Origin of the sequence: Cryobacterium sp. TMT1-62 (assembly GCF_004403145.1) — a bacterium.
GTDB lineage: Bacteria > Actinomycetota > Actinomycetes > Actinomycetales > Microbacteriaceae > Cryobacterium > Cryobacterium sandaracinum.
Window position 1 is genome coordinate 21,667 of the sequence record NZ_SOGZ01000041.1, and the last position, 23,971, is coordinate 45,637.

Annotated in this window: 26 protein-coding genes and 2 tRNA genes; 13 read left to right on the forward strand and 15 right to left on the reverse strand. The window is 67.8% G+C overall.

Features of this window, described 5'->3' with window-relative positions; translation table 11 throughout:
* Positions 1 to 15: 15 nt before the first annotated feature.
* Positions 16 to 276: a hypothetical protein gene (locus tag E3T34_RS11875; RefSeq protein ID WP_134343108.1), complete on the forward strand. Its 261-nt coding sequence runs from the start codon at positions 16 to 18 to the stop codon at positions 274 to 276.
* 44 nt (positions 277 to 320) lie between these two features.
* Here the strand turns inward: E3T34_RS11875 and E3T34_RS11880 are convergent, their stop codons facing one another.
* From E3T34_RS11880 to orn, 5 genes are all read right to left on the reverse strand, one after another.
* Positions 321 to 1,622, reverse strand: coding sequence for a D-alanyl-D-alanine carboxypeptidase family protein (locus E3T34_RS11880; RefSeq protein ID WP_134343109.1), 1,302 nt, complete (start codon positions 1,620 to 1,622; stop codon positions 321 to 323).
* 23 nt (positions 1,623 to 1,645) lie between these two features.
* A complete protein-coding gene (locus E3T34_RS11885; RefSeq protein WP_134343110.1) occupies positions 1,646 to 1,996 on the reverse strand; it encodes a metallopeptidase family protein in 351 nt (116 codons plus the stop codon).
* Between the two features lie 42 nt (positions 1,997 to 2,038).
* Complete coding sequence (locus E3T34_RS11890; RefSeq protein WP_158250309.1) at positions 2,039 to 2,923, reverse strand: ABC transporter substrate-binding protein; 885 nt, start codon at positions 2,921 to 2,923, stop codon at positions 2,039 to 2,041.
* A 160-nt stretch (positions 2,924 to 3,083) separates the two neighbouring features.
* Positions 3,084 to 3,159, reverse strand: a tRNA-His gene (locus tag E3T34_RS11895).
* A 42-nt stretch (positions 3,160 to 3,201) separates the two neighbouring features.
* Positions 3,202 to 3,822, reverse strand: coding sequence for an oligoribonuclease (gene orn / locus E3T34_RS11900; protein ID WP_104103271.1), 621 nt, complete (start codon positions 3,820 to 3,822; stop codon positions 3,202 to 3,204).
* Positions 3,823 to 3,913: 91 nt separating this feature from the next.
* On the opposite strand from orn, the gene E3T34_RS11905 reads away from it, so the two are divergent.
* The 3 genes from E3T34_RS11905 to nadE all read left to right on the forward strand — a co-directional run bounded on the left by E3T34_RS11905 (position 3,914) and on the right by nadE (position 5,165).
* Positions 3,914 to 4,174, forward strand: a complete 261-nt coding sequence (locus tag E3T34_RS11905; protein ID WP_104103273.1) for a thioredoxin family protein — start codon at positions 3,914 to 3,916, stop codon at positions 4,172 to 4,174.
* Between the two features lie 41 nt (positions 4,175 to 4,215).
* Positions 4,216 to 4,288, forward strand: a tRNA-Arg gene (locus E3T34_RS11910).
* Positions 4,289 to 4,343: 55 nt separating this feature from the next.
* Positions 4,344 to 5,165, forward strand: coding sequence for an ammonia-dependent NAD(+) synthetase (gene nadE, locus E3T34_RS11915; protein WP_104103276.1), 822 nt, complete (start codon positions 4,344 to 4,346; stop codon positions 5,163 to 5,165).
* 64 nt (positions 5,166 to 5,229) lie between these two features.
* Here nadE and E3T34_RS11920 read toward each other — a convergent pair whose 3' ends face one another.
* The 4 genes from E3T34_RS11920 to E3T34_RS11935 form a co-directional block, all read right to left on the reverse strand.
* Positions 5,230 to 5,928, reverse strand: coding sequence for a hypothetical protein (locus E3T34_RS11920; RefSeq protein ID WP_104103279.1), 699 nt, complete (start codon positions 5,926 to 5,928; stop codon positions 5,230 to 5,232).
* A 73-nt stretch (positions 5,929 to 6,001) separates the two neighbouring features.
* Complete coding sequence (locus E3T34_RS11925; protein ID WP_104103281.1) at positions 6,002 to 6,241, reverse strand: DNA mismatch repair protein; 240 nt, start codon at positions 6,239 to 6,241, stop codon at positions 6,002 to 6,004.
* Between the two features lie 76 nt (positions 6,242 to 6,317).
* Complete coding sequence (locus E3T34_RS11930; RefSeq protein WP_134343111.1) at positions 6,318 to 7,274, reverse strand: DMT family transporter; 957 nt, start codon at positions 7,272 to 7,274, stop codon at positions 6,318 to 6,320.
* Positions 7,275 to 7,279: 5 nt separating this feature from the next.
* The gene (locus tag E3T34_RS11935) at positions 7,280 to 8,287 is read right to left on the reverse strand and encodes an aldo/keto reductase (protein WP_134343112.1); all 1,008 of its coding nucleotides are present in this window, start codon (positions 8,285 to 8,287) and stop codon (positions 7,280 to 7,282) included.
* A gap of 17 nt (positions 8,288 to 8,304) precedes the next feature.
* Here E3T34_RS11935 and msrA point away from each other — a divergent pair, with 17 nt between their 5' ends.
* From msrA to E3T34_RS11960, 5 genes are all read left to right on the forward strand, one after another.
* A complete protein-coding gene (msrA, locus tag E3T34_RS11940) occupies positions 8,305 to 8,826 on the forward strand; it encodes a peptide-methionine (S)-S-oxide reductase MsrA (RefSeq protein WP_134343113.1) in 522 nt (173 codons plus the stop codon).
* Between the two features lie 432 nt (positions 8,827 to 9,258).
* Positions 9,259 to 9,741 carry a single-stranded DNA-binding protein gene (locus E3T34_RS11945; protein ID WP_104103293.1) on the forward strand — a complete coding sequence of 161 codons (483 nt, stop codon included), beginning with the start codon at positions 9,259 to 9,261 and terminating at the stop codon, positions 9,739 to 9,741.
* A gap of 123 nt (positions 9,742 to 9,864) precedes the next feature.
* Positions 9,865 to 10,404, forward strand: a complete 540-nt coding sequence (locus E3T34_RS11950) for a hypothetical protein (RefSeq protein WP_241977405.1) — start codon at positions 9,865 to 9,867, stop codon at positions 10,402 to 10,404.
* Positions 10,405 to 10,409: 5 nt separating this feature from the next.
* Complete coding sequence (ettA, locus tag E3T34_RS11955) at positions 10,410 to 12,092, forward strand: energy-dependent translational throttle protein EttA (protein WP_104103296.1); 1,683 nt, start codon at positions 10,410 to 10,412, stop codon at positions 12,090 to 12,092.
* Positions 12,093 to 12,100: 8 nt separating this feature from the next.
* Positions 12,101 to 12,595 (forward strand): thioesterase family protein, encoded by a 495-nt coding sequence (locus tag E3T34_RS11960; RefSeq protein WP_104103299.1) that lies wholly within the window; start codon positions 12,101 to 12,103, stop codon positions 12,593 to 12,595.
* 22 nt (positions 12,596 to 12,617) lie between these two features.
* On the opposite strand, the gene E3T34_RS11965 is transcribed toward E3T34_RS11960, so the two are convergent.
* A complete protein-coding gene (locus E3T34_RS11965) occupies positions 12,618 to 13,037 on the reverse strand; it encodes a ubiquinol-cytochrome c reductase iron-sulfur subunit (protein ID WP_134343114.1) in 420 nt (139 codons plus the stop codon).
* 63 nt (positions 13,038 to 13,100) lie between these two features.
* Positions 13,101 to 13,976 carry an acyl-CoA thioesterase II gene (locus E3T34_RS11970; RefSeq protein WP_233191540.1) on the reverse strand — a complete coding sequence of 292 codons (876 nt, stop codon included), beginning with the start codon at positions 13,974 to 13,976 and terminating at the stop codon, positions 13,101 to 13,103.
* A 78-nt stretch (positions 13,977 to 14,054) separates the two neighbouring features.
* On the opposite strand from E3T34_RS11970, the gene E3T34_RS11975 reads away from it, so the two are divergent.
* Positions 14,055 to 14,732, forward strand: a complete 678-nt coding sequence (locus E3T34_RS11975; protein WP_104103304.1) for a hypothetical protein — start codon at positions 14,055 to 14,057, stop codon at positions 14,730 to 14,732.
* Between the two features lie 85 nt (positions 14,733 to 14,817).
* Here E3T34_RS11975 and E3T34_RS11980 read toward each other — a convergent pair whose 3' ends face one another.
* Complete coding sequence (locus E3T34_RS11980) at positions 14,818 to 15,897, reverse strand: nitronate monooxygenase family protein (protein ID WP_134343115.1); 1,080 nt, start codon at positions 15,895 to 15,897, stop codon at positions 14,818 to 14,820.
* A 70-nt stretch (positions 15,898 to 15,967) separates the two neighbouring features.
* A complete protein-coding gene (locus tag E3T34_RS11985) occupies positions 15,968 to 17,533 on the reverse strand; it encodes a PucR family transcriptional regulator (protein WP_104103309.1) in 1,566 nt (521 codons plus the stop codon).
* Positions 17,534 to 17,677: 144 nt separating this feature from the next.
* Here E3T34_RS11985 and gabT point away from each other — a divergent pair, with 144 nt between their 5' ends.
* The 3 genes from gabT (at position 17,678) to E3T34_RS12000 (ending at position 22,085) form a co-directional block, all read left to right on the forward strand.
* Entirely contained in the window at positions 17,678 to 19,039 is a 1,362-nt protein-coding gene (gene gabT, locus E3T34_RS11990) for a 4-aminobutyrate--2-oxoglutarate transaminase (protein WP_104103312.1), read from the forward strand.
* 164 nt (positions 19,040 to 19,203) lie between these two features.
* A complete protein-coding gene (locus E3T34_RS11995) occupies positions 19,204 to 20,667 on the forward strand; it encodes an NAD-dependent succinate-semialdehyde dehydrogenase (protein ID WP_134343116.1) in 1,464 nt (487 codons plus the stop codon).
* Positions 20,668 to 20,690: 23 nt separating this feature from the next.
* The gene (locus E3T34_RS12000; protein ID WP_369828005.1) at positions 20,691 to 22,085 is read left to right on the forward strand and encodes a flavin monoamine oxidase family protein; all 1,395 of its coding nucleotides are present in this window, start codon (positions 20,691 to 20,693) and stop codon (positions 22,083 to 22,085) included.
* A gap of 130 nt (positions 22,086 to 22,215) precedes the next feature.
* On the opposite strand, the gene E3T34_RS12005 is transcribed toward E3T34_RS12000, so the two are convergent.
* A complete protein-coding gene (locus E3T34_RS12005; RefSeq protein ID WP_104103319.1) occupies positions 22,216 to 22,674 on the reverse strand; it encodes a globin in 459 nt (152 codons plus the stop codon).
* Entirely contained in the window at positions 22,664 to 23,908 is a 1,245-nt protein-coding gene (locus tag E3T34_RS12010; RefSeq protein ID WP_134343117.1) for a mechanosensitive ion channel family protein, read from the reverse strand. The genes E3T34_RS12005 and E3T34_RS12010 overlap by 11 nt, the downstream gene beginning before the upstream one ends.
* Positions 23,909 to 23,971 lie beyond the last annotated feature (63 nt).

Sequence of the window (23,971 nt, forward strand, 5' to 3'; positions counted from 1 at the left end):
GACTAGGTTGGAGGTATGGCTGATCAAGATGCTGAAAATGTCGTTTACACCGCGGAATTCATTGACGGTCCCCTCGCGGGCCAGGTCGACACCCGGGTGCTGATCCAGGGCAAACATGACGCCCGGGTCAGCATGATGGCCGCCGTCGAGGGGGTCGAAACGCTGTTCTGGTACGACGAGGAGGACGTGCGCGATGTGCAGGGCCGCGTGCACGTGCGCTACCGGTTCGACGCGGGCGAGAGCGACCCGTTCCTGCCGACCGGCGAGCGCGAGTAGCCGCAGACCAGTAGCCGGCGGGCGGTCGCGGCAGCCTTTCGCCGCTAGCGGTCCGCGGCGATCAGCGCCGAGATCATCGGCACGGGGTGCAGGAGCCGCCAACCGAGGCCCGGCGCGCTGATCGTGCGGTCGAGCACCAGCGTCGACGTCACCTCGGTGCCCCCGGTCTCCACCGTGACCCGGCCGACGGTCTTGCCCGCCCGGCCGGTCGACACCGTCTCCAGGATCACCTCCGCGTCGCCCGGCGCCTGGGCCAGCCAGCCGTACGTCGTCGTGGCCGTGCGCACGGTTCCGGAGGCCTCGGCCCCCCACGGTGTGCTGAACTCCACGTAGGCGTCACCCTGGGCGAGGGTTGGCAGCTCGCGTACCCCGGCGCGGGCGCTCTCCATCAGGACGGTGACGTCACTGGTCAGGGTGTCGTAATCGGGTTCGCCGAGCAGGGCACCGGCAAAGGTGTAGGTCGAGTCCGGGCCCTGCACCTGACCGGTGAAGAGAAAACAGACGCCCGCCCCGTCCGTGTAGCTGCGGGTGATGCCGGTGACGCCCTCCTCGGCCAGGAACGCCGTGGTGTTGTCCACGCCGCGCTGGCCCACCAGGGCGGAGGCCGGCTGGGAGAGGATGGCACCGATCACCGGGTCGGCGGCGGCCAGGCCGGCCAGCCGGGCAAGGTCGGTGGCCGTTCCGACGCTTTCGTCGTTGAGCCCGGTGGCGTCGGCGACACGAGTGCCGTCGAGGCCCTGCTTGCCCAGCCAGGCGTTGGCGGCGGCGCTGTAGGCGTCGAGGGAGCCGAAGGCCCAACGCGCCAGCGTGTCGGCGTGATTGTTGCTGGAGCCGAGGATCATCGCCTGGAGCAGCTCGGTCTCGGTCCACAGTTCGCCCGGGAAGACCACGACGGTGCGGGCACCGGAATTGCCGTAGTCGATGTAGTCCTGGTAATCCGCGGCAGTGATCGGGATCTGAGGCCCCGTCTCACCGAGGGTCAGCGGTTTCGCGTCGAGCACGACCAGGGCGGTCACGATCTTCGTCGCCGCGGCCATCGGCAGCGGTTCGGCCGTGCCGGCCACGGCGAGAGGCAGGGTGGTGGCGAGAGCGTCGGCGTCCAGCGCCGTCGTCTCCGGGAAGGCCGGATCGGGTGTGACCGTGGCCAGGCCGATGACGGCGCTGCCGCCGGTGGTCGGCAGCGCGGGCGGGAACGGAACCGACTCGCCGGCCGCCGGCGTGACCAGCGTGGCGGTGGCCTCAGGCAACGGCCCCAGTAGGGTGGCCGGCCCGTAGACGCCGACGGACAGGATGACGAGGGCGCCGACCGTGGCGCCGATGACGCGGGCAGGCCGGGATCTACTCATGACGCAAGGCTAACGGTGGTTGGTCATCCCCAGCCGAGGTCGTGCAGCCTGTCGTCGTCGATGCCGTAGAAATGGGCGATCTCATGCACCAGAGTGATGTGCACCTGGTCGCGCAACTCCTCGAGATCCGCGCAGAGGTCCAGCAGCGGCTCCCGGTAGAGCACGATCCGGTCCGGCATCTCACCGAAGCCGTACTGCCCGCGCTCCGTCAGGGCAACCCCGTCATAGAGCCCGAGGGTGTCCATCGTGCCGTCTTCGGGTCGGTCCTCGACCACGAAGATCACGTTGTCCAGGCCGTCGACCATGTCGTCGGGCAGGAGGTCGAGCTCGTCGACGACGAGACGCTCGAACTCCTCGTGAGTCAGCTGCGGCATCCGTTCAGCATCTCACATTCGTTCAGCCTCTCAGGGAGCCGGTCAGCCGTTGATCGTGATGGTGCTCAGGCCGCCGTCGGTGACGCCCCAGGTCTTGAGGATCTCGCCGTAGGAGCCGTCGTCGACCATGGACTGCAGGGCAGCCTGCACGGCCGCTGCCATCCCGGAGTCCTTCGCCACGGCCATGCCGTACGGTGCCTCGTCGAAGGAGGTGCCGGCCTTCTGCAGCTTGCCCGCGGTCTGCTGGATCGCGTAGAGGGTGACCGGGGAGTCTGCGCTGAAGGCGTCGGCCTGGCCGAGCACAGTGGCGTTCGTGGCCAGGTCCTGGGTGTCGAACTTGAGCTTGTCGATCGGGGGCTTTCCGGCGGCGACGCAGGCGGCGCTCTTGGCCGGGATTTCGTCGGTGTCCTCGTAGGTGGTGGACTGCACGGCGATCTTCAGGCCGCAGGCGTCGTCGGGGTCGACGGTGGTGCCGGTGGCGGAGGCCCACTGGATGCCGGCCGTGTAGTAGTTGACGAAGTCGACCTGCTCCTGGCGCTTCAGGTTGACGGTGAAGGACGAGTTTCCCAGGTCCATCTCGCCGCCGATGATGCTCGGGATGATGGTGTCGAAATTCGCGACCTTGTAGTCGGCGGTCAGACCCAACTTCGCGGCAACCGCGGCGCCGAGTTCGACTCCCCAGCCGATCGGGTTGCCGGAATCGTCCTTGAACTCGTTGGGGGAGTAATTCGGGCTCGTTCCGATCACGAGCGTGTCGGAGGCGCGGACCTTCTCCGGGAGCAGCGCCGAGGCGGCGGCATCTTCGGTCACGGTCTTGGCGGGCGCGGTGGCGTCGGCTCCGGGAACCGGCACAGTGTTGTCGACGCAGCCGGTGAGCAGGAGGGCGGCCACCGCAGCGACGGCGGGGAGGGCGAAACGAGCACGCATGGAGAGATCCCTTTCAGCTGTCCCGGACGCCGTTGGACCGCGGGGAGGCCGAGGCGAGGACACCATTTCGGTGCGGCGTTTCGATGCCGGAAATGCGAACGCGCGGCCGAATCCGAGGGCCCGGTCGCGCGTTCGATGGACTGTTTCTGCGTGTTTCAATTGGGGTGAGTAACGGGGCTTGAACCCGCGGCCTTCCGGACCACAACCGGATGCTCTACCAGCTGAGCTATACCCACCATGCGCTGCTTTCTCACAGAGAAGGCAACTTGACAAGTGTATTACATGTTCGCAGCGAAAATGTTCACGGCTTCGGCCGCGCTGTTCTTCGCCTGTTGGCTGGACGGCCCGGGGTCGGCCACGAACACGGTTTGGCGGTAGTACGCCAGTTCGCGGATGGATTCGAGGATGTCAGCCAGGGCGCGGTGTCCGCCGTCTTTCGCGGGGGCGTTAAAGTAAACCCGCGGGTACCAGCGGCGTGCGAGTTCCTTGATCGAGGACACGTCGACGTTGCGGTAGTGCAGCTGGGCGTCGAGGCGAGGCATGAATTTCATCAGGAAGGCCCGGTCGGTGCCGATGGAATTTCCCGCCAGCGGAGCCCTCTGCTCGGCCGGGATGAACTGCAGTACGTATTCCAGCACCAGGGTCTCGGCCTCGGCGGCGCTGATTCCGTTCGGGATCTCGTTGATCAGCCCGCTGGTCTCGTGCATGTTGCGCACGAAGTCGTTCATGTTCTCCAGCGACGCCTGATTCGGCTTGATGATGAGGTCGAGTCCCGGGTCGATGATGTTCAGGTCGTAATCGGTGATCACTACAGCGATCTCCACCAACTCGTCGGAATCAATGTCCAAACCGGTCATCTCGCAGTCAATCCACACCAACCGGTCACTACTTTTTTTCATGTGCCGAGTCTAACGGCGGACGCCGACCGGCCCTGTTGCGCTGATCCCGGCAGCGGTGCGACTGAGACGTTCGCTCCGTAGACTACCTCGCATGGAATTGACGTACTTCTCCTCCGCCTTCTGTGAGCCCTGCATGCAGACCCGGGCAGTCCTGGCCGAGGTCGAACGCCTCGTGCCCCAGGCGACCGTGCGTGAGCTCGACGTGGTGCGGGACGTCGCGGAAGCCGAGGCCGACGGCATCCGGATCACCCCCACGGTGATCATCCGGGACGCGGCCGGGATCGAGGTCTTCCGGGCCACGGGTGTGCCGACACTCGCCCAGGTGCTCGTGGCGGCCGCGAAGGCCGTTTGAGCGCCGGCGGGCCGGGTCTGCGGTATTGTTGATCGTTCTTCGCCCCCGTAGCTCAGTGGATAGAGCAGCGGCCTTCTAATCCGCTTGTCGTAGGTTCGATTCCTACCGGGGGCACCGCACAACACCCGTGAATCCTGTTGCTCTACCCTCGGTTTGGTAGATTCGGGAAATGCGAGAACTACAGGCGCGAATCATCGCGGAGCTGAACGTGTCCCCCCATATCGATGCATCCTCCGAGGTTCGCCGCAGAGTGCAGTTCCTCGCGGACTACCTGGTCCGAACGGGGGCACAGGGCCTCGTGCTCGGCATCAGCGGGGGTCAGGATTCCAGCCTGGCCGGCCGTCTGTGTCAGCTGGCCGTGGAGCAGCTCGCCGAGGCGGGACATTCGGCCATCTTCCAGGCCGTGCGCCTGCCGTACCGGGTGCAGCGGGACGAGGAGGACGCGCAGCTCGCCCTGGAATTCATTCGTCCTGCGTCGACCGTCACCTTCGACATCAAGCGGGCCGTCGACGGTATCGAAGCGGAATTCGCCGATGCGACGGGCCGCCCGCTGCCGGACTTCGACAAGGGAAACGTCAAGGCCCGGGTGCGCATGGTCGCCCAGTATGCCCTCGCCGGCTCGGCCGGCCTGCTGGTCGTGGGCACCGACCACGCCGCCGAGGCGGTCACGGGATTCTTCACCAAGTACGGCGACGGCGGCACGGACATCCTGCCGCTGACCGGACTGACCAAGCGTCAGGGGCGAGCGCTTCTGGTCGAGCTGGGGGCGCCGGACCGGTTATACCTCAAGGCGCCGACTGCCGACCTTCTCGACGACAACCCCGGCCAGACCGACGAGGCCAACCTGGGGTTGCGGTACGAGCAGATCGACGACTTCCTGGAAGGGCTGCCCGTCGACGATCTCGTCGCCGAGACGATCGAGAACCGCTACCTCGGCACCGAGCACAAGCGCCAGGTCCCGGCATCGATGTTCGACGAGTGGTGGCGCTGACTCGTGAGAGCTGTGAGCCGCCGCCGCCGCCTCGCTCGGGAGCGCGGCGGCGGCTCACGGACGTCTAGCTCTGGAGCGGGGTGGGGCGCACTTCCAGTGCCTGCACGTCGTCGAGGAGGCGCTGGGTCTCCGTCGACGCCGAGGCCGTTCCAGACGCATATTGTAGCGGGGCAGGCACGGGCGCGGCCGGCGCGGCGGTGAACTGGTCGTGGTGCTGCTGGGCGGTCCAGGCATCCTGCTCGGCGAGGAGGTTCTTCTCGGTGCTGTTCTTGGAGACCTTCCACCGGTCGAGGTCGCTCTGGAAGATCTTGCGGGTGCGGCCCGGCTTGTCCTGCCATTCGACCAGGCGGTCGCGGAACTCGAGCAGCGCGGGCTCGAGCTGGTACCCGAACGTGGCCGAGGTGCGCTTGAGCTCAGCGAGTTGATGCGCGGCCCAGTTCGCGGCGACGCCCGAACCCTTGATCGGCAGGAGGCGCAGCTGCACGTCGGCCTGGCCCACCGCGCGGTCCGCCATGACCTGCTCCTGCGGCGTGAGCGAGTTCCAGACGGATGCCTCGGTCGCGGCATCCACGAGGGTGCCGATCACGGCCGCCTTGAGAGCCCGGTCGTTCTGCGCCAAGAGGCGTTTGATCGCCCCGCGGGAGATCACCGCCGCCAGAAGGCTGGCGACGACGATCGAGACGATGAGCACCACGGCGCTGAAAACCATGGACTGATTGCTGGCTGCCGTGAGCCAGGATACGAAACTATTCCACCACTGCATGAGCGCACTTTACCGGCGTCTCGTCCCGATCTCCGGGAGCGGCGCGGCGTGCCCTGCGGGGAGGTGCGCGCAGTCAGCGGAAGCAGTCGGCCGCGTCGTCAATGCGCCAGAACGAACCGACGTTCATTGTGCGGGTGGCGGCGAGCAGGCGCCGCGCAGCGAAGTGGTCGCCGTCGACCTCGGTGCGCCGCTCGATGTGCCCGAGCACCATGCCGGACCGGTTCGAGACCCGCCAGAGGCCGTCTTTCACGGGAACAAACTGCAGACCGCGGATGACCGGCAGTCGGGGAAGTGGGGACGCTGGTGTGGACATGGAATTCTCCGAGATCGACCGTACGCGGGTGAGGGTCCCCTCAGGCTACGGAGAGCCACCGACAGTGGTTTCGGCGCTACCGCAGAGGTCCGTTCAGCAAAACCATGTCCTGGCTGGCCAGGTCGAGGTCCACAACCCGGTTCGGACGTGCGGTCTGGGCGACGACGATGCCCGCGAGCACAAGGACCACCCCCGCCATCTGCAGCCCGTCGAGGGACTCGCCGAGCCAGAGGAACGCGAACGCGAAGGCGAAGATCACCTCCGAGGCAGACACGATGCCGGCCGCCGTGGCAGTCAGTCGGCCGAGCGCCATGTACGAGAACAGATACGGGGCGAAGGAGCCGAACACGCCGTTCCACAGCGTCAGCAGCCACAGCGGGAGAGACACCGCCCCGAGGTTGCCGTTCAACGCGACATCCTGAACCAGGGTCTGCGGCTCGACCTGCCACCAGGCGCTGAACACGAGCCAGAACGCGCTGGCGAAAAGCATGGACCAGAACGACACGGCCAGTGGCGAGGTCGCGGCGACCTGCCGCTCCCCGACCAGGAAATACACTGCCAGGCAGATTGCGGCGAGGATTCCCGCCAGCACACCCAGTTCAGAGAGGGTGCTGGCCCAGATCTGGGCGACGACGGCCATGCCGATCAGAACGCAGCCGATGGCCAGCCAGATGCGGGATTTGACCCGCTCCTTGAAGACGAACCGGGCGACCAGGGCGACGATCAGCACCCCGGTGTACTCGAGCATGAGCGCGATGCCCACCGGCAGCAGACTGATCGCCACTGCGTAGAACCACTGGATCAGGGCGACCCCGGCCACCCCCAGGATGGCCATTACCGCGAGCTGGCGCAGGCTGATGCGGAACGCCCGCCGGTTGGTCACGAGCAACAGACCGCCGGCCAGGAGGGCGACGACCGTGACCCGGAAGAAGGTCAGCTGAGCCGGGGACAGGCCCGCATCCACGATCACCTTGGTGGTGCTGCCGTTGAGGCCGAAAAGCAGCGACGCGAGGAGAGCGTAGAGATAGCCCACTTCGCTCAGCCCAGACCGGTGCCGTGCACGGCGTACGGTTCGATCTCGTCGATTTCGATCTGGGTGAGAGGCGGGGCATCCAGGGCCGCCACGGTCTGCTCGAGCTGGTTCAGGCTGCTCGCGCCGACCAGCACGCTGGTCACCGACGGCTGGCGCAGGATCCAGGTGACCGCCAGCTGGGCCAGCGTCTGGCCGCGCGCGGCGGCAATCTCGTTAAGGGCGCGGGCACGGCCCTGGTAGGTGTCGGTGAGAACGTCCTCCGACAGGAAATCGCTCGTCGCGACCCGCGAGCCTGCCGGAACGGTGCCGTCCAGGTAACGGTCGGTGAGAAGTCCCTGTGCGAGCGGCGAGAAGACGATGCTGCCCATGCCGAGCTCGTCGAGCACGGGGAAGAGCCCGTCTTCGATGTGGCGATCGAACATCGAGTAACGCGGCTGGTGGATCAGGAGGGGGATCTTGTGCTCGGCCAGCGCCGCCGCCGCGGCCCGCGTCTGCTCGGGGGTGTAGCTGGAGATGCCGACATAGAGGGCCTTTCCCTGCTGCACCGCCGACGCCAGCGCGCCCATGGTCTCCTCGATGGGAGTCTCCGGGTCCGGCCGGTGGGAGTAGAAGATGTCGACGTAGTCGACGCCGAGCCGGCCCAGGCTCGCGTCGAGGGAGGAGAGCAGGTACTTGCGAGAACCGAAATCGCCGTAGGGGCCCGGCCACATGTCGTAGCCGGCCTTGCTGGAAATGATCATCTCGTCGCGGTAGGCCCGGAAATCTTCGGCGCAGATGCGGCCGAAGTTGGTCTCGGCGGCTCCGGGAGGAGGACCATAGTTGTTGGCCAGGTCGAAGTGGGTGACCCCCAGGTCGAAGGCACGGCGCAGGATGGCGCGTTGGGTCTCGATCGGGCGCTCGTGGCCGAAGTTGTGCCAGAGGCCGAGAGACAGCGCCGGCAGTTTGAGGCCGCTCCGTCCGACGCGTCGGTAGGTCATGTCGGCATAGCGGTTCGGAGCTGGCACGAAGGTCATGCCGTTACTCTAGGGGTGTGCAAACTTTTGTGGTCGCAGGTGGATGTTTCTGGTGTCTCGATGCCGTGTATCGGGTGTTGCGTGGCGTGAGCGAGGTGGTTTCCGGGTATACCGGGGGAGGGGCTCAACGGCCAACGTATGAGTCGGTGTGCACGGGCCGTACCGGCCACGCCGAGGCCATCGCCGTGACGTTCGACCCGGAGGTCATCCCGGCCAGCGTCATCCTCGACGTGTTCTTCTCGCTGCACGACCCGACCCAGCTGAACCGCCAGGGCGCCGACGTGGGCACCCAGTACCGGTCGGCGATGTTCTATGCCGACGACGCGCAGAAGCGGCTCTTCGAAACCGCTCGCACTCGCGCCGCCGAATGGTGGGGCGGCGGCGTCGTCACCACGATCGATCCGCTCGGCGAATACTTCGTGGCCGAGGACCACCACCAGGACTTCTTCGCCAAAAACCCTGGTCAGGGCTACTGCATGGCCGTCGCGCTGCCCAAGGTGAACAAGATCCGCAAGTCCTACGCCGAATACCTCCTCTAGCAGCGCGAGTTCGTGTACTCGTAGGCGGCGAGTATCGCCGAGCGCGGCGAAATGAACGGGTTTTCTAGCTGCCGTGCCAGCGCCGCCGAGACCGCCGTGCGGAAACCCGGAGCCAAACGAATTCGACGGAGATTTTGCCCAAAGCGGCACTAGAAACTGGGAAAGAGCGCTTTCACAGAAGAATCTCCGTCGAATTGGTTCGACACCGACCGCGGCGCGCACCCGGACCCTCTCCGTCAGAAGCGAGCCCAGCCCTCCCCAGCTGCGGGGGGCGGTCATTCGGCACAGGTTCCGGATGCCGCGGCCGCGCGTCGTCCTGCCGCCGCACACTCGGAGTACGCGATCTGGGGCGGCGGAGACGGGCACGAGCCGTCGCTCCAGGTCGCGTGTTCCGGGCATTCGTCCGGGGCTCACAGGATGAGGGAGACCGTAATGAGCGACAGCATCACCGTGACCGGAATCGTGGCCACCACGCCCCGTCACCTCGTGACCAGTTCGGGGCTGGCCATCACGTCGTTTCGGCTGGCATCAAGCCAGCGTCGCTTTGACCGTGTGAAACAGACCTGGGTTGACGCCGAGACCAACTGGTACACGGTGTCCTCCTTCCGGCAGCTCGCCCACAACGTGGAGCGCTCGGTGCAGAAGGGTGAGCACGTAGTCGTGGCGGGGCGGTTGCGCATCCGGCCGTGGGAAAATGCCGACCGCAACGGTACCTCGGTCGAGGTCGAGGCAGAGACCGTCGGGCACGACCTGGCCTGGTGCAGCACCGTCTACACGCGCTCGCCGCCGCCCGGCGCAGCGTCGGCGCCACATCCGACCGAGCCCACGGACGGCTTCCTACCTGCCGATACTGACGACGCACCCCCGATGCGCGACGAGGCAGAGTCCGCGGCGCTAGTCGGGGTCGATTCCTGATGGCGGCAACTCGGCACAGTGTCCGGCACAGTCACCGGGACAGTGACCGGAATAGACTCTCGGGGACACGGGGCATCTGGCAGACTCAGAGGTCTGACCGCACCGCGGTCGCGGAAGGACCACGTGCCGGCACCATCAGATCGGGAAACCCGGAGACGTCGAACCGGCATCCGTTCCCCACGCACCGGTAGCGCGTTGCTGCTCGGGCTGGCCGTCACGGTCAGCCTCGCGGCCTGCTCGGCGGCACCGGCCGCGACTTCCTCGAGCACGGCCACGGCGTCGGCGTCGGCGTCGGCTCGTCCGACCGCGAGCGCGGCGCCCATACCCGCGCCGCAGCTACAGCCGGAGAAGGATGCGGCGGCGAACCTGGCCTACTTCGACAGCGTCGCCACGGCGGTCGTCACCGCTGACGAGAATGCCGGCGGGCGGGCATTCGTGGACGCGCTGGGGGCCTCCGGCTTCGACCGGGCCCAAATGGAGGTTACCTTCGACGAGACCAACATCGACCTCCCAGCGGACTCTATCCAGTTCTCCGTTCGGTTCAACGGCGAATGCCTGATCGGGCAGAACGGACCGGCCACGGGCGGGTACCACAGCGCGGTCACGGCGATCCTCGCATCCGGAACGTGTCTGGTCGGGGCCACGCGGCAAATAGACTGGTAAGCACTATGGCTGAATTTATCTACACGATGGTCCGCGCTCGCAAGGCGGTCGGCGACAAACTGATCCTCGACGACGTCACCATGTCGTTCTTCCCCGGCGCCAAAATCGGTATCGTGGGGCCGAACGGCGCCGGAAAATCCACGATCCTGAAGATCATGGCCGGGCTGGACACCCCCAGCAACGGCGAGGCGAAGCTCTCGCCCGGCTACTCGGTCGGCATCCTGATGCAGGAGCCCGAACTCGACGAGACCAAGACGGTCCTCGAGAATGTGCAGGAGGGCGTCGGCCCGATCAAGGCCAAGGTCGACCGGTTCAACGAGATCAGCCTCGCGCTCGGCGAACCCGACGCGGACTTCGACGCACTGCTGGCCGAAATGGGCACGCTGCAGGAGGCCATCGACGCCGCCGACGCCTGGGACCTCGATTCCCAGCTGGAGCAGGCCATGGACGCCCTCCGCACCCCGCCGGGCGATTACTCCGTCGCCGACCTCTCCGGCGGTGAGAAGCGCCGCGTGGCGCTGACCAAGCTGCTGCTGCAGAAGCCCGACCTGCTCCTCCTTGACGAGCCCACCAACCATCTCGACGCCGAAAGCGTGCTCTGGCTCGAGCAGCACCTGGCCCAGTACCCCGGCGCCGTTCTCGCCGTCACCCACGACCGGTACTTCCTCGACCACGTGGCCGAGTGGATCGCCGAAGTCGACCGCGGCCACCTGTACCCCTACGAGGGCAACTACTCGACCTACCTCGAGAAGAAGCAGGAACGGTTGCTCATCGCGGGCAAGAAGGACGCGAAGATGGCCAAGCGCCTCGCGGACGAGCTCGAATGGGTGCGCTCGAATGCGAAGGGCCGCCAGGCAAAGTCGAAGGCGCGTCTCGCCCGCTACGAAGAGATGGCGGCAGCGGCCGAGAGCACCCGCAAGCTTGACTTCGAAGAGATCCAGATTCCCGTCGGCCCGCGCCTCGGTGCCCAGGTCATCGACGCCAAGAAGGTCAAGAAGGGCTTCGGCGACCGGGTCCTCATCGAGGATCTCTCCTTCACCCTCCCGCGCAACGGCATCGTCGGCATCATCGGCCCCAACGGCGTGGGCAAGACCACGCTGTTCAAGACGATTGTCGGACTCGAGCCACTGGACCTGGGTGAACTGAAGATCGGCGAGACGGTTGACATCTCCTACGTCGACCAGAGCCGCGCGGGCATCGACCCGAACAAGTCGCTTTGGGAGGTCGTCTCCGACGGCCAGGACTATATCCAGGTCGGCAAGACCGAGATCCCGTCGCGGGCCTACGTGTCCACATTCGGCTTCAAGGGTCCCGACCAGCAGAAGAAGGCCGGCGTGCTCTCCGGTGGTGAGCGCAACCGCCTCAACCTGGCGCTCACCCTCAAGCAGGGCGGCAACCTGCTGCTGCTCGACGAGCCCACCAACGACCTGGACGTCGAAACCCTCGGCTCGCTCGAGAACGCGCTCCTTGAATTCCCCGGCTGCGCCGTGGTCATCACCCACGACCGGTGGTTCCTTGACCGAATCGCCACGCACATCCTCTCCTATGAGGGCACCGACGAAGACCCGGCGAACTGGTACTGGTTCGAGGGCAACTTCGAGTCGTACGAGCAGAACAAGATCGAACGCCTTGGCCCGGATGCCGCGAAACCGCACCGGTCCGCGTACCGCAAGCTGACCCGCGACTAGGACCCGCGGTGAAGCTGCGCGTGCCGGTGAAGTTGCGCTGGTCGGATCTGGACGCCTACGGCCACGTCAACAACGCCGAGTTGTTGCGTGTGCTCGAGGATGCGCGCATCCAGGCGTTCTGGCCGGATGAAGACGGCGACGGCCCCGGGGCGTTCGCCGGCACCGCCGTGCTGGACGGGCGCCCGGGCGCGGCGACGCTGACCCTGATCGCGCGGATGGAGGCCGAGTATCTGGCTCCGATTCCGTATCTGAGGCAGCCTCTGGACATCCGTCTCTGGCTCGGCAAGCTCGGCGGCGCCAGCCTCGAGGTCTGCTACGAGGTCTGGACTCCGATCGGCCTGGAGCCAGCGGTTCTCTTCGCGCAGGCGAGCACCACAATCGTGTTGGTGGATGCCGCGACCGAGCGGCCGCGCAAGATCAACGAGGTCGAGCGCGCCGCTTGGGCTCCATACGTAGACGAACCCATCCGATTCACCCGGCGCGCGTCCCTGCCGGCTGAGTAGGCCGGCCCGGACGCAGTCCGCCTCAGCCGGCGGTGACGGCGTCGCCGGTGACGGTGACCTTCACCGACGCCAGCGGTTCGGTCGCCGGTCCGGCGAGGGCCTCGCCGGTGGCACGGTCGAACTTCGAGCCGTGGCAGGGGCAGTCGAACTCGTCCTTTACCGCTTTGACCACGCAGCCCTGGTGGGTGCAGATCGCGCTGAACGCCACCACGGTGCCGGCCGTGGGCTGGCTGATCAGGATGGGCTTGCCATCGAGGGAGGCCTCGATCGAACCGCCCACGGGGATGTCGGCGAGCTTGGCTAACTCCACCGGGCCAATGTTGCCGGTGCCGGTGCCGGAGTCTGCGGCGCCGTCGGTGCTGCAGCCGACCAGCGCGACGGCGGTGCCGGCGGTGCCGAGCAGGAGCGCGGTGCGGCGGGAGATGTCGGTGGCGTTCGTCATGGTTCTCCTCGATCGGGCGGGCGTTCAGAGATGCTCAGAGACGCTCAGAGCATGTGAGAGAGGCTACTCTGCGTTCGTGGGCACGCGCAGCATGCCCTCCTGCGCGACCGTGGCGAGAAGCAGGCCCGCCCGGCTGTAGATGCTGCCGGTGGAGAGCCCGCGTCCACCCTGGGCGGTCGGGGAATCCTGTACGTAGAGCATCCACTCGTCGACCCGGCCGAAGCGGTGGAACCACATGGCGTGGTCCAGGCTCGCAACCTTGAGCCCGGGTGTGGCCCAGGCCACGCCGTGGCGACGCATGACAGGCTCCATGATCGAGTAGTCGCTGGCGTATGCCAGCGCGGCGCGGTGCAGGTCAGGGTCGTCGGGCAACGGGCCCATGGTCTTCATCCACACGGCCTGGCGAGAGGTGTGCTCGCCGTCCACCTTGAGGTAGATCGGCGACGGCAGGTGCCGCATGTCGAACGGACGCTCGTTCGCCCAGTAGCGGGCGATGGAGTGGTCGACCTGGGCCAAAGCATCCGCCGCCGTCGGCAAGGACTCCGGGTCGGGCATATCGGTTGGCATCTCGATCTGGTGCTCGAGGCCTTCATCACCGTCCTGGAACGAGGCGATCATCGACAGGATCGGATGCCCGTCCTGATAGGCCTGCGTGCGGCGGGTGGAGAAGGAGCGGCCGTCGTGGATGCGATCGACGGAGAAGGTGATCGGCTGGCCCACGTCGCCGGGGCGCAGGAAATAGCCGTGCATCGAGTGCACATGGCGGTCGTCGGGAACCGTGCGCATCGCGGCGACCAGTGACTGGGCGAGCACCTGCCCGCCGAAAACGCGGCCGAGCGGCATCCACTGCGACGGCCCGGTGAAGATGTCCTCGCTGGTGCGGGCGCCCGTGTCGGTGAGGTCCAGGGCGGTTAGAAGGCCCTCCATCGGCAAGTCCATGTGGCCTCCTCAGGCGCGTGGCGGAGCAGACGCGCGCACCGGTGTGACGCGCGCCGTACCTTGGTAGTTTAGGAGCAGATGAGTAAGTCATTTTCTCTCCCAGAGTCCCTGTCCCTTCGCGACCTCCAGGTCTACCTCTCCCGCGCTAGCCGGGTGGAGGACGGTTCCGTGCGCCTCATTCAGGCCGCGGGGGTGCTCGCTGTCTACACCGCGATCCTCTACCCGCGCGGTCTCCTCGACTCCAGCCCGACCGTGCTGGGCCTGCGCACCTTCGCGCTCACCGCACCGGTCGAGCTCGACGCGGTCGTTCCCGTGCGCTCCCTGCTGGACCGCCTCGCCCGCCTCACCGCGGCCGTGCTGGAGGACGAGGCGACAGTGACCGTAACCGTGCCGCTGGAAGTGACCACCGTGACCTGGGCCGGTATCTCGCCGCCCCAAGGCGGCTGGACCCTGCTCGGTGAAACGGATGCCGCCCTGCTCGACGGTGCGGCGCAGGCCGGCATTGAGGAGGTCGCCGCCGTCATCCCGGCGGGAACCGGCGGGCAGATCGTGCAGCGGGTGCGCTCCGAAGTCTGGAGCCGCCCGATCCCCGGCCTGGAAATCGTGCCGGCCGGCGCCGCCTTCGCGGCCGTCAGCCTCGGTTTCCTGCCGAAAAACGAGCCCGTGCGCCTGTTCGAGACGGGCCTGTGGACCCGGCTGAGCACGAGCCGCGGCCACATCCTCGTGCGTCGCAAGCCCTGGTCGCTGAGCCGCTGACTATTCGCTGGGTGTTCGCACCGTGCCCCGAACGAATTCGACGGAGATTTTGCCCGGATCGGCCTTAAACTGGCCGAGAATCGGCTCAAACATCAAAATCTCCGTCGAATTGGTTCGACACCGGTCGCTGACTCGGCGACACGCGGGCGTCCTGCCACAGCCGGGTGAGCACGTCGGCCGCCGGTTCTGCGCGGGCAGAGCGGAAGCCGGTGCCCGCCCAGAGGGCGAGTCCGTCGGCGTCGCCGCGTCGACCCGCATCCGCCCTGAGGCCACTGGTGAGATGGTTCACCTGAGGATAAGCCCGGGGCGCGGTGGCGTCGTGCTCGATGATGAACGCGTTGCGCAGCCCCCGTGCCGGACGCCCGGAGAACGCGCGCGTGACCACGGTGCGATCAAAGTTCGGGTCGACGAGCGCGTCCTTGTGCGCCTGCTGGGCGCCGGACTCCGCGGTGCGGAGGAACGCCGTGCCCAGTTGCACGGCGTCCGCGCCGGCCGCCAGGAGCGTCGCGATCCCGGCACCGGAGTGGATGCCCCCGGCAGCGATGAGCGGCAGAACCGCCAGGTCCGAAATGGCGCGGACCAGTTCGATCAGGGGAGTGGTCTCCGGTTCTTCGGCCGTCGTGAAGGTCGCCCGGTGTCCGCCTGCTTCCGGGCCCTGCACGCAGAGCACATCGACTCCGCGTTCCTCCGCGAGAACCGCCTCCCGAACCGAGGTGACCGTGGCGATCACGCACGCGTCGACGGCGTGCAAACTGTCCACGGCCTCGGCCGGCGGTAACCCGAAGGTGAACGACACCACGGGGACTCGGTGCCCGATGAGAAGGGACACCTTGGCGGAGAACCAGTCATCGTCCGCGGCCAGTGTCGGGGGCAATTCCACGCCGTGTTCCAGCGCGGTCGCTGTCAGGCTCCGGCGGTAGGCATCGACTCCGGCCTGGTCGGTCAGTGGTGGCCCGGGAACGAATACGTTCACGCCGTACGGCGGCCGCGAGCCCTGGTGCACGTCGGCGATCTGCCGGGCCAGCGCATCCGGGGTCTTGTACCCGGCGGCCAGGAACCCGAGGCCGCCCCCCGCGCTGAGGCTGCGCACCAGGGCTGGGGTGGACGCGCCACCGGCCATGGGTGCCGCGATGATCGGAATGCGAAGGTCCTTCAGACTGAACATTGTCTCTTTCCGGTGTGTGGGTGCTTGCGTCACAGTGTGCGAGCCGCCTCGTGCGTGCGGTGTTTCCGGCCTATCCCGCCGACGCCAGCAGCGCCGCCCAGAGGTCGGCGCGGGCGTGGAAGGCGCCGAGGTCCCGCCCGAGCAACTGCTCGGCGTGGCTGATCCGGCCGCGCACGGTGTGTCGGTGCACGCCGAGCTCCGTCGCGGCCGGGCCGAACTGGCCGTTGCGCTCGAGCCACACCCGCAGGGTGGGGAGCAGCGCCGTGCCGTGGGCGGCATCGTGGTCGGAGAGCGGCCGGAGGGTGGCGCGGCCGACCTCCGAGGCATCCGTTCGGGCCAGGAACGCGAGCACGCCCTGCCGTGAGATCACCTCGAATTCGACGATGCCCGCCGCGCCTTCGTGGGCGCGCTCGAGCGCCTGTCGGGCCTGGGCCGCCGCGTGCGGCAGGGCACGATAGGCGCTCCGGTCGGAGACGCCCACGTGCAGCCCGAGGCCCACCAGCTCGGCGAGCACCGGATCGGCGGCGACATCGAGGATGAGCAGCACCTGGCCGCCGTCGCGGGCGAAGAACAGGTGCCCGGGGCGTTCCTCGACCCGCAGTTCGAGCAGCTCGGCCAGAGCGTCCAAGCGTTCGGGCGGCGGGGAGACGACGGCGACCCGTACCGGCTCGGCCGGGAGGGCACCCCAGAGCTCCCGGGAGATGCTCTGCACCAGCGGGAGGTCGCCGCCGAGCAGCGCCTGCAGCAGCCCGGACCGCAGGTGGCCGCGGGCGCGACCCTGGGCGCTGTTCTGCTCGAGCGCGAGCCCGGCGAGGGCGATGACGCTGGTCACCACCTGCTGGCTGGCCTGGTCGAGCAGGGTGCCGCCCCCGAGGGCCAGCACCCCGCGCAGCTGGCCCTGCCTCCCCAGGGTCTGCAGGGTCAAAGTCTCGCCGCCCTCGTCGAGGGTGGTGCCGGCCCGCTGCCCGCGGCGGAGCAGCCGGCCGGCCTCCGCCTGCACCTGCGGCAGGGCGGTGGAGGAGGCGGAACCGGAGAACGCGTCGCGGGGGAAGACCCGGTCGAGCGTGCCGCTCGCGTCAAAGAGCGCGACCCAGTGGCCCAGCTGCCGGGACAGCTCGCTAAGAATGTTGCTCAGGCCGTCGGGTCGGAGGGCCGCGTGCGAGATGGCCCGCTGGGCGTCCAGCGCCCAGGTGTTGCGGGCATAGCGCAACTCGGCGACCAGGTCGCCGGCCGCGCGGGCCACCGCGATGAACGGAGTGTCATAGGGCACCTCGATCAGGGGCAGCCCCTCGGCAAGGCAGGCCGCAACGAGGGCCTCCGGCGTGCCGGCGCGCACGACCTCCGTGCCGAAGCCGAGACAGGCGATGCCGCGGGCCGTGAGCCGGCGCACGTAGTCGCGGTAGTAGGCATCCGTCATCGGGTCGGCGAACTGGGTGCCGGTGGTGAGGAGCACCTGGCTGGCGGAGAGAAACGGCGTCGGGTCGGCCAGGTCGGAGCCGTGCACCCACTCCACGGGCTGGTCGAGCGCGTGTGCCGGCAGCTGCGGCTCGGCCGTGAGCAGGCGCAGCTGGAGGCCGGGCTGGGCCAGCAGGCGGCGCACGGTGGGCAGGAGCGGCGGGGCCAGGTTCGGAGCCATGCGACGAGTGTACAACGTGGCGAAAGTTCACCCGCGCGTTGTACACGGTGCCGGATGTTGCGGGTGGCCGCCCTGCGTAGCCTTCTGGAATCGGTATCGTCGCCGGCCCCGCGCCGATGCAACAGCCAGCGAACTGGAGCAGCAATGACCCTCGTAGACGCCCTTTCTGTGATCCCGGTCGGCGGACCGTCCCTTCCCCAGGAACGCCGCCTCGTCACCGCCATCCCCGGCCCGAAGTCCCAGGAGCTCGGACGTCGCAAGATCGAGGCCGTCTCCGCCGGGGTGGGAGTGACCCTGCCTGCCTATATCGTCGCGGCCGGCGGCGGTGTGCTTGTCGACGTCGACGGCAACTTCCTGATCGACCTCGGCAGCGGCATCGCCGTGACCGGCATCGGAAACAGCGCCCCCGAGGTCGTGGCCGCCGTGGCCGCCCAGCTGGCCCAGTTCACGCACACGTGCTTCACCGTGACGCCCTACGACTCGTACATCGAGGTAGCCGAGATGCTCAACCGGCTCACCCCGGGCGACCACGCCAAGCGCAGCGCCCTGTTCAACTCCGGCGCCGAGGCCGTGGAGAACGCCGTCAAGATCGCCCGGCACTACACCGGCAAGCAGGCCGTCGTCGCCTTCGACCACGCTTACCACGGCCGCACCACCCTGACCATGGGCCTCACCGCGAAGAACCAGCCGTACAAGAACGGCTTCGGCCCCTTCGCCGCGGAGATCTACCGGGCACCCATGTCGTACCCCTACCGCGACGCCGGACTCGACGGGGTAGGGGCCGCCCGGCGCGCCATTTCCCAGATCGAGAAGCAGGTCGGCGCCGACAACCTGGCCGCCCTGATCATCGAGCCGATCCAGGGTGAGGGCGGCTTCATCGTGCCCGCACCCGGCTTCCTTCCCACCCTGGTGGACTGGTGCCGCGCGAACGAGGTCGTCTTCATTGCCGACGAGGTGCAGACCGGATTCGCCCGCACCGGCGACCTCTTCGCCAGCAACCACGAGGGCATCGTGCCCGACCTGATGGTGATGGCCAAGGGCATCGCCGGCGGCCTGCCGCTCTCCGCCGTCACCGGCCGCGCCGAGATCATGGACGCACCGCAGGTCGGTGGCATCGGCGGCACCTACGGCGGCAACCCGCTCGCCTGCGCCGCGGCCCTGGCCACCATGCGCAGCTATGAGACCGAGAACCTGGCCCAGCGAGCCCGTGAAATCGGCGCCATCCTGACCGAGCGGCTGAACGCCATCCGTGCCGTCGACAAGCGTGTGGGCGATGTGCGCGGCCGCGGCGCCATGATCGCCATCGAACTGGTCGACCCGGTCACCGGAGACCCGGATGCCGCCCTCACCGGCCGCGTCGTGGCTGCCGCCCACGCCATGGGCGTCGTGCTGCTCACCTGCGGCACCTACGGCAACGTGATCCGCTTCCTGCCGCCTCTGAGCATCTCCGACGACCTCCTCGTCGAGGGCCTGCAGGTGCTGGCGAGCGTGCTCGCCGCCGCATGAGCCCTGGCTCCGCGGTCTCCTGCCCGAACCCGACGGGGGCACAGGGCGATCAGTCATACTGGGGGAACGCCGCGGGGAGGGTGGCGGAAACGCCCTTTCTGCACGGCCTCCACCCCTGATCAAAACTTCATTCGCATTTCCCGTATCGCATCGGAAAGAGTCTCATCGTGTCCACTCGTGAAACCGAACTGCTCGCCCGCGTCCCGGACGGCCTCTACATCAACGGCACCTGGCAGCAGGGTGGCGGTAAGGCCATCGAGGTCACCGACCCGGCGACCGGTGCTGTGCTCAAACGGATCGCGAACGCGGATGCCGCCGACGGCATCCGTGCCCTCGATGCGGCCGTCGAGGCGGCCGAGTCGTGGGCGGCTACCGCGCCGCGTACGCGGGCCGAGATCCTGCGCCGGGCCTTCGACCTGCTGCAGGAGCGCCGCGATGACTTTGCGCTACTGATGACCATGGAGATGGGCAAACCTCTCGCCGAGGCCAATGGAGAGGTCACCTACGGCGGCGAGTTCCTGCGCTGGTTCAGCGAGGAGGCCGTGCGCATCAGCGGTCGCTTCGGGCTGAACCCGGAGGGAACCGGCACGGTGGTTGTCTCTCAGTATCCGGTCGGACCGTGCCTGCTGATCACTCCGTGGAACTTCCCGCTGGCCATGGCCACCCGCAAGATCGCCCCCGCGCTCGCCGCCGGCTGCACGGTCGTCGTGAAGCCCGCCGAGCTGACCCCGCTGACCACCCTCTTCTTCGTGCAGCTGCTCGAAGACGCCGGGGTACCGGCCGGCGTCGTCAACGTGATCACCACGTCGACCTCTTCCGCCGTTGCCGGGCCGATCATCGCCGACCCCAGGTTGCGGAAACTCAGCTTCACCGGGTCGACCCCCGTGGGCCGCAAGCTCATTCAGCAGGCGGCCCAGGGTGTGCTGCGCACCTCGATGGAGCTCGGCGGCAACGCCCCGTTCGTCGTCTTCGAAGACGCCGACCTGGACAAGGCCGTCGAGGGCGCGATGCTCGCCAAGTTCCGCAACATCGGGCAGGCCTGCACCGCGGCCAACCGTTTCATCGTGCACGAGTCCGTCGCCGCCGAGTTCGCCCGCCGCCTGACCGAGCGTGTCGGCGCGCTGAAGATCGGCCGGGGCACCGAAGCCGGCGTCACCATCGGCCCGCTCGTCAGCGAGGCTGCCGTCGCCGGCACCGACGCCCTCGTGCAGGACGCGCTGGCCCACGGTGCCACCCTGCTCGCCGGCGGCAAGCGCCCCGAAGGCGCCGGCTCCTTCTACGAGCCCACCGTGCTGACGGACGTGGCCCCGGCCAGCGCCCTCCTGACCGAGGAGATCTTCGGCCCGGTCGTCGGCATCGTCACCTTCGCCGACGAGGCCGAGGGCGTGCGCCTGGCCAACTCCACCGAGTACGGCTTGATCAGCTACGTGTACACCCAGGACCTCGCCCGCGGGCAGCGGATGATCGCCAAGCTTGAAACCGGAATGATGGGTCTGAACACGGGCCTGGTCTCCAACGCGGCGGCACCGTTCGGCGGTGTCAAGCAATCCGGTCTGGGCCGCGAAGGCGGGCTCGAGGGCATCCAGGAGTACCTGTCCACCAAGTACACCCTCATCCCGGTCTCCTGACCGGCGACGTACCTGTTTTTCACCTGCTTCCCCACCACCAGAACGCAATGGAGCAATCCTTGAGCATCATCGAACGTGACATCGTCATTATCGGCGCCGGGGCATCCGGCCTGACCGCCGCGACCGAGCTGCGGAAGGCCGGCCTCACCGTGGCCGTGCTCGAAGCGCGAGACCGCGTCGGCGGCCGCCTCCACACCGACGACATCAACGGTGCCATGCTCGAGATCGGCGGCCAGTGGGTTTCGCCCGATCAGGACGCACTCAAGGAGACCATCGCCGAGCTGGGCCTCGAGACCTTCGCGCGGTACCGCGAGGGCGAAAGCGTCTACATCAACGCCGCGGGGGAGCGAACCCGGTTCGAGGGCGAGATCTTCCCGGTCTCGGCCGACACCGAGCGCGAGATGGTGGCCCTGATCGCCACTCTCGACGAGCTCGTGGACCAGATGGACCCCGACCGTCCCTGGGCACACCCGCGTGCGGTGGAGCTCGACCAGATCTCCTTCCGGCGCTGGCTGGAGCAGGAGACCGACGACCAGGAGGCCCGCGACAACATTAGCCTCTTCATCGCCGGGGCCATGCTGACCAAGCCGGCGCACGCTTTTTCCACGCTGCAGGCCCTCCTGATGGCGGCCAGCGCCGGCAGTTTCAGCAACCTCGTCGACGCCGACTTCATCCTCGACGAACGGGTCGTGGGCGGGCTGCAGCGGGTGCCGATCCTGCTGGCCGAGAACCTCGGTGACGACGTCTTCCTCGGGCAGGCCGCCCGCACCGTGCGCTGGGGCGACGCCGGCGTGAGTGTGCTCACCGACGACCTCGAGGTGCGTGCGCGTCGCGTGATCGTTGCCGTTCCTCCCGTGCTCTACACCCGGATCTCCTTCGATCCGCCGCTGCCACGCCGCCAGCAGATGATGCACCAGCACCTCTCGATGGGCTTCGTGATCAAGGTGCACGCGGTCTACGAGACCCCGTTCTGGCGGGAGGACGGCCTCTCCGGCACGGCCTTCAGCCCCTACGAGCTCTCCCACGAGGCCTACGACAACACCAATTTCAACGACCCGCGCGGCACTCTGGTCGGCTTCGTCTCCGACGAGGCCGCCGATGGCGTGTTCACCGTCTCGGCGGAGGAGCGCAAGCAGCGCATCCTCACCTCGCTCTCGCACTACTTCGGCCAGAAGGCACTGACGCCCGTCGTCTACTACGAGAGCGACTGGGGCACGGAAGAGTGGACCCGCGGCGCCTACGCGGCGAGCTTCGACCTGGGCGGGCTGGCTCGCTTCGGCGCGGACCTGCGCACACCGGTTGGCCCGATCCTGTTCTCCTGCAGCGACCTCGCCGGAAAGGGCTACCAACACGTCGACGGCGCAATTCGGATGGGACGCGCAACGGCCGCGGAGATCGTCGCCGAGCTCGACTTGTAAAGCAGGCGCGGCGGCATCCGTCGGCCGGCCTGGTTCGGTCGGCCTGTGTCTCGCGGCGCAGATTGCAGAAGCGGGCGCACGGTAGAACGTGCGCCTGCGTCCCAAGGGTGCGCCGAGAGCGGGTGCGCTGCTACTCGTCGAAGGTATTGAGCATTGCGAAGGCCGCGCGCTCGAGGTAGTCCCAGAGCTGGTCGCGCTGCAGCGGTGCAAGAGCGGCCTTGTCGACGGCGGCGCGCATGTGGTTCAGCCAGCGGTCGCGGGAATCCGGGTTCACCTTGAAGGGCTGGTGCCGTTGGCGCAGCCGCGGGTGGCCGCGCTGCTCGCTGTAGGTGGTCGGGCCACCCCAGAACTGCTCGAGGAACATGGTCAGACGCTCGGCGGCCGGGCCCAGGTCGTCTTCGGGGTACATCGGCTTCAGTACCGGGTCGGTAGCGACGCCGCGATAGAACTCGTTCACCAGATTCTCGAAGAACGGCCTACCGCCGACCTGCTCGTAGAACGTGGCGCCGATCGCGGTGCCGTTCTCGCCCTCGCGCAGGTGGACCGCACCGGGCGTGGCAGGAGTGGGGGCGCCGGCATCATTCGTCATCGTGAGTCTCCGGATCTGGTGCCGTGTGCGTGGGTGCCTCGGTCTTGGGTGTCGGGGCCTTGGGTGCCGCGGTTTTGGGTGTCGGGGCCGTGGGCACAGCCGGGTCTGTACCGGAAACATCCGCTGACGCTGCGCGTGGGTGGGCCTCCTGGGGCAGCGCGGTCGCGGCGTTCTTGGGTCGGCGGGGTGCGCGGGGAGCCTTTTTCTTCCGCACCGGGATCGGGGCCGTGAACGGGCCGGTGGTGAGGTCCGGCATGGCCGCGGCTGCTTCCGCGGCCGCGTCGGGCGTTCCCTCGGAGCCGGGGTCGGAGCCGGCGGCGACCGCGCCATCCGTGCCGGCCATGACCACGCTGTTGAGCGGAGTCAGACCGATGCCGAGCCCGTCCAGCGCCTTCTTCAGGTGCAGGCGCAGGTCGCGGGCGAAGTCCCACTTCGCCGCCACCCGGGTCTTGACGACGAGGCGCACGACGAGGGCCTCGGCGGAGATCGACTCGAGTCCCCAGATCTCCGGCTTCTCCAATATCACCGACCGCCACTTGCGGCTGGAGGCGAGCGCCTTCGCGACGCGCAGCAACTCGTTCTGCACCGCCTCGACATCGGACGAGTAGGGGATGGCGAGGTCGATGATCACGCGCGCCCAGCCCTGGGACATGTTGCCGACGCGCAGGATCTCACCGTTGCGCACGAACCACAGAGTGCCGTCGATGTCACGCACCTGGGTGACACGGATGCCGACGGTCTCCACGACCCCGGAAGCGAAGCCCACGTCGACGATGTCGCCCACGCCGATCTGGTCCTCCACGACCATGAACAGCCCGTTCAGGATGTCCTTGACGATGTTCTGCGCGCCGAAACCGAGACCGGCGCCGAGCGCGGCCGTCAGCAGGGCGAAAGAGCCCAGGATTTCATTGTTGATGATGTTGACGATCAGCAGGATCGTCACGATCAACAGGGTCACGTTGATGATATTCGAGAGCACCGAACCGAGGGTGCGGGTGCGCTGCACGACGCGCACGGCGGCTAGCGGCGAAACGCTCAGCGCCTGCGTGTCCTCCACGTTCTGGGTCTTCTTGACCCCCGTGACGATCTGTTGCACGACGCGGTCGATCACGAAGCGCAACACCCACCGGATGACCAGCGCGGCCACAATGATGACGACGATATTGATGACCCTGAGCCACAGGTCGATTTTGAAAAATTGAATCAGTTCAAGCCAGATTGCGTCAAAGTCCATAACGATCCGAGTCTACAGAGCCGCGTCCTGTCCAAGTCCTGAGTCCGCGACACCGCACCCAGC

What these genes read in the sequence shown, in the direction of transcription:
- gabT (WP_104103312.1), top strand. Translation starts at nt 17,678, where the DNA reads ATGACCCTCGTAGACGCCCTTTCTGTGATCCCGGTCGGCGGACCGTCC.
- E3T34_RS11885 (WP_134343110.1), bottom strand. Translation starts at nt 1,996, where the DNA reads ATGCCGCAGCTGACTCACGAGGAGTTCGAGCGTCTCGTCGTCGACGAG.
- orn (WP_104103271.1), bottom strand. Translation starts at nt 3,822, where the DNA reads ATGAAAAAAAGTAGTGACCGGTTGGTGTGGATTGACTGCGAGATGACC.
- E3T34_RS11935 (WP_134343112.1), bottom strand. Translation starts at nt 8,287, where the DNA reads ATGACCTTCGTGCCAGCTCCGAACCGCTATGCCGACATGACCTACCGA.
- E3T34_RS11945 (WP_104103293.1), top strand. Translation starts at nt 9,259, where the DNA reads ATGAGCGACAGCATCACCGTGACCGGAATCGTGGCCACCACGCCCCGT.
- E3T34_RS11905 (WP_104103273.1), top strand. Translation starts at nt 3,914, where the DNA reads ATGGAATTGACGTACTTCTCCTCCGCCTTCTGTGAGCCCTGCATGCAG.
- E3T34_RS12005 (WP_104103319.1), bottom strand. Translation starts at nt 22,674, where the DNA reads ATGACGAATGATGCCGGCGCCCCCACTCCTGCCACGCCCGGTGCGGTC.
- E3T34_RS11985 (WP_104103309.1), bottom strand. Translation starts at nt 17,533, where the DNA reads ATGGCTCCGAACCTGGCCCCGCCGCTCCTGCCCACCGTGCGCCGCCTG.
- ettA (WP_104103296.1), top strand. Translation starts at nt 10,410, where the DNA reads ATGGCTGAATTTATCTACACGATGGTCCGCGCTCGCAAGGCGGTCGGC.
- E3T34_RS11975 (WP_104103304.1), top strand. Translation starts at nt 14,055, where the DNA reads ATGAGTAAGTCATTTTCTCTCCCAGAGTCCCTGTCCCTTCGCGACCTC.
- E3T34_RS11980 (WP_134343115.1), bottom strand. Translation starts at nt 15,897, where the DNA reads ATGTTCAGTCTGAAGGACCTTCGCATTCCGATCATCGCGGCACCCATG.
- E3T34_RS11970 (WP_233191540.1), bottom strand. Translation starts at nt 13,976, where the DNA reads ATGGACTTGCCGATGGAGGGCCTTCTAACCGCCCTGGACCTCACCGAC.
- E3T34_RS11965 (WP_134343114.1), bottom strand. Translation starts at nt 13,037, where the DNA reads ATGACGAACGCCACCGACATCTCCCGCCGCACCGCGCTCCTGCTCGGC.
- E3T34_RS11875 (WP_134343108.1), top strand. Translation starts at nt 16, where the DNA reads ATGGCTGATCAAGATGCTGAAAATGTCGTTTACACCGCGGAATTCATT.
- E3T34_RS12010 (WP_134343117.1), bottom strand. Translation starts at nt 23,908, where the DNA reads ATGGACTTTGACGCAATCTGGCTTGAACTGATTCAATTTTTCAAAATC.
- E3T34_RS11920 (WP_104103279.1), bottom strand. Translation starts at nt 5,928, where the DNA reads ATGCAGTGGTGGAATAGTTTCGTATCCTGGCTCACGGCAGCCAGCAAT.
- E3T34_RS11880 (WP_134343109.1), bottom strand. Translation starts at nt 1,622, where the DNA reads ATGAGTAGATCCCGGCCTGCCCGCGTCATCGGCGCCACGGTCGGCGCC.
- nadE (WP_104103276.1), top strand. Translation starts at nt 4,344, where the DNA reads ATGCGAGAACTACAGGCGCGAATCATCGCGGAGCTGAACGTGTCCCCC.
- E3T34_RS11890 (WP_158250309.1), bottom strand. Translation starts at nt 2,923, where the DNA reads ATGCGTGCTCGTTTCGCCCTCCCCGCCGTCGCTGCGGTGGCCGCCCTC.
- E3T34_RS11925 (WP_104103281.1), bottom strand. Translation starts at nt 6,241, where the DNA reads ATGTCCACACCAGCGTCCCCACTTCCCCGACTGCCGGTCATCCGCGGT.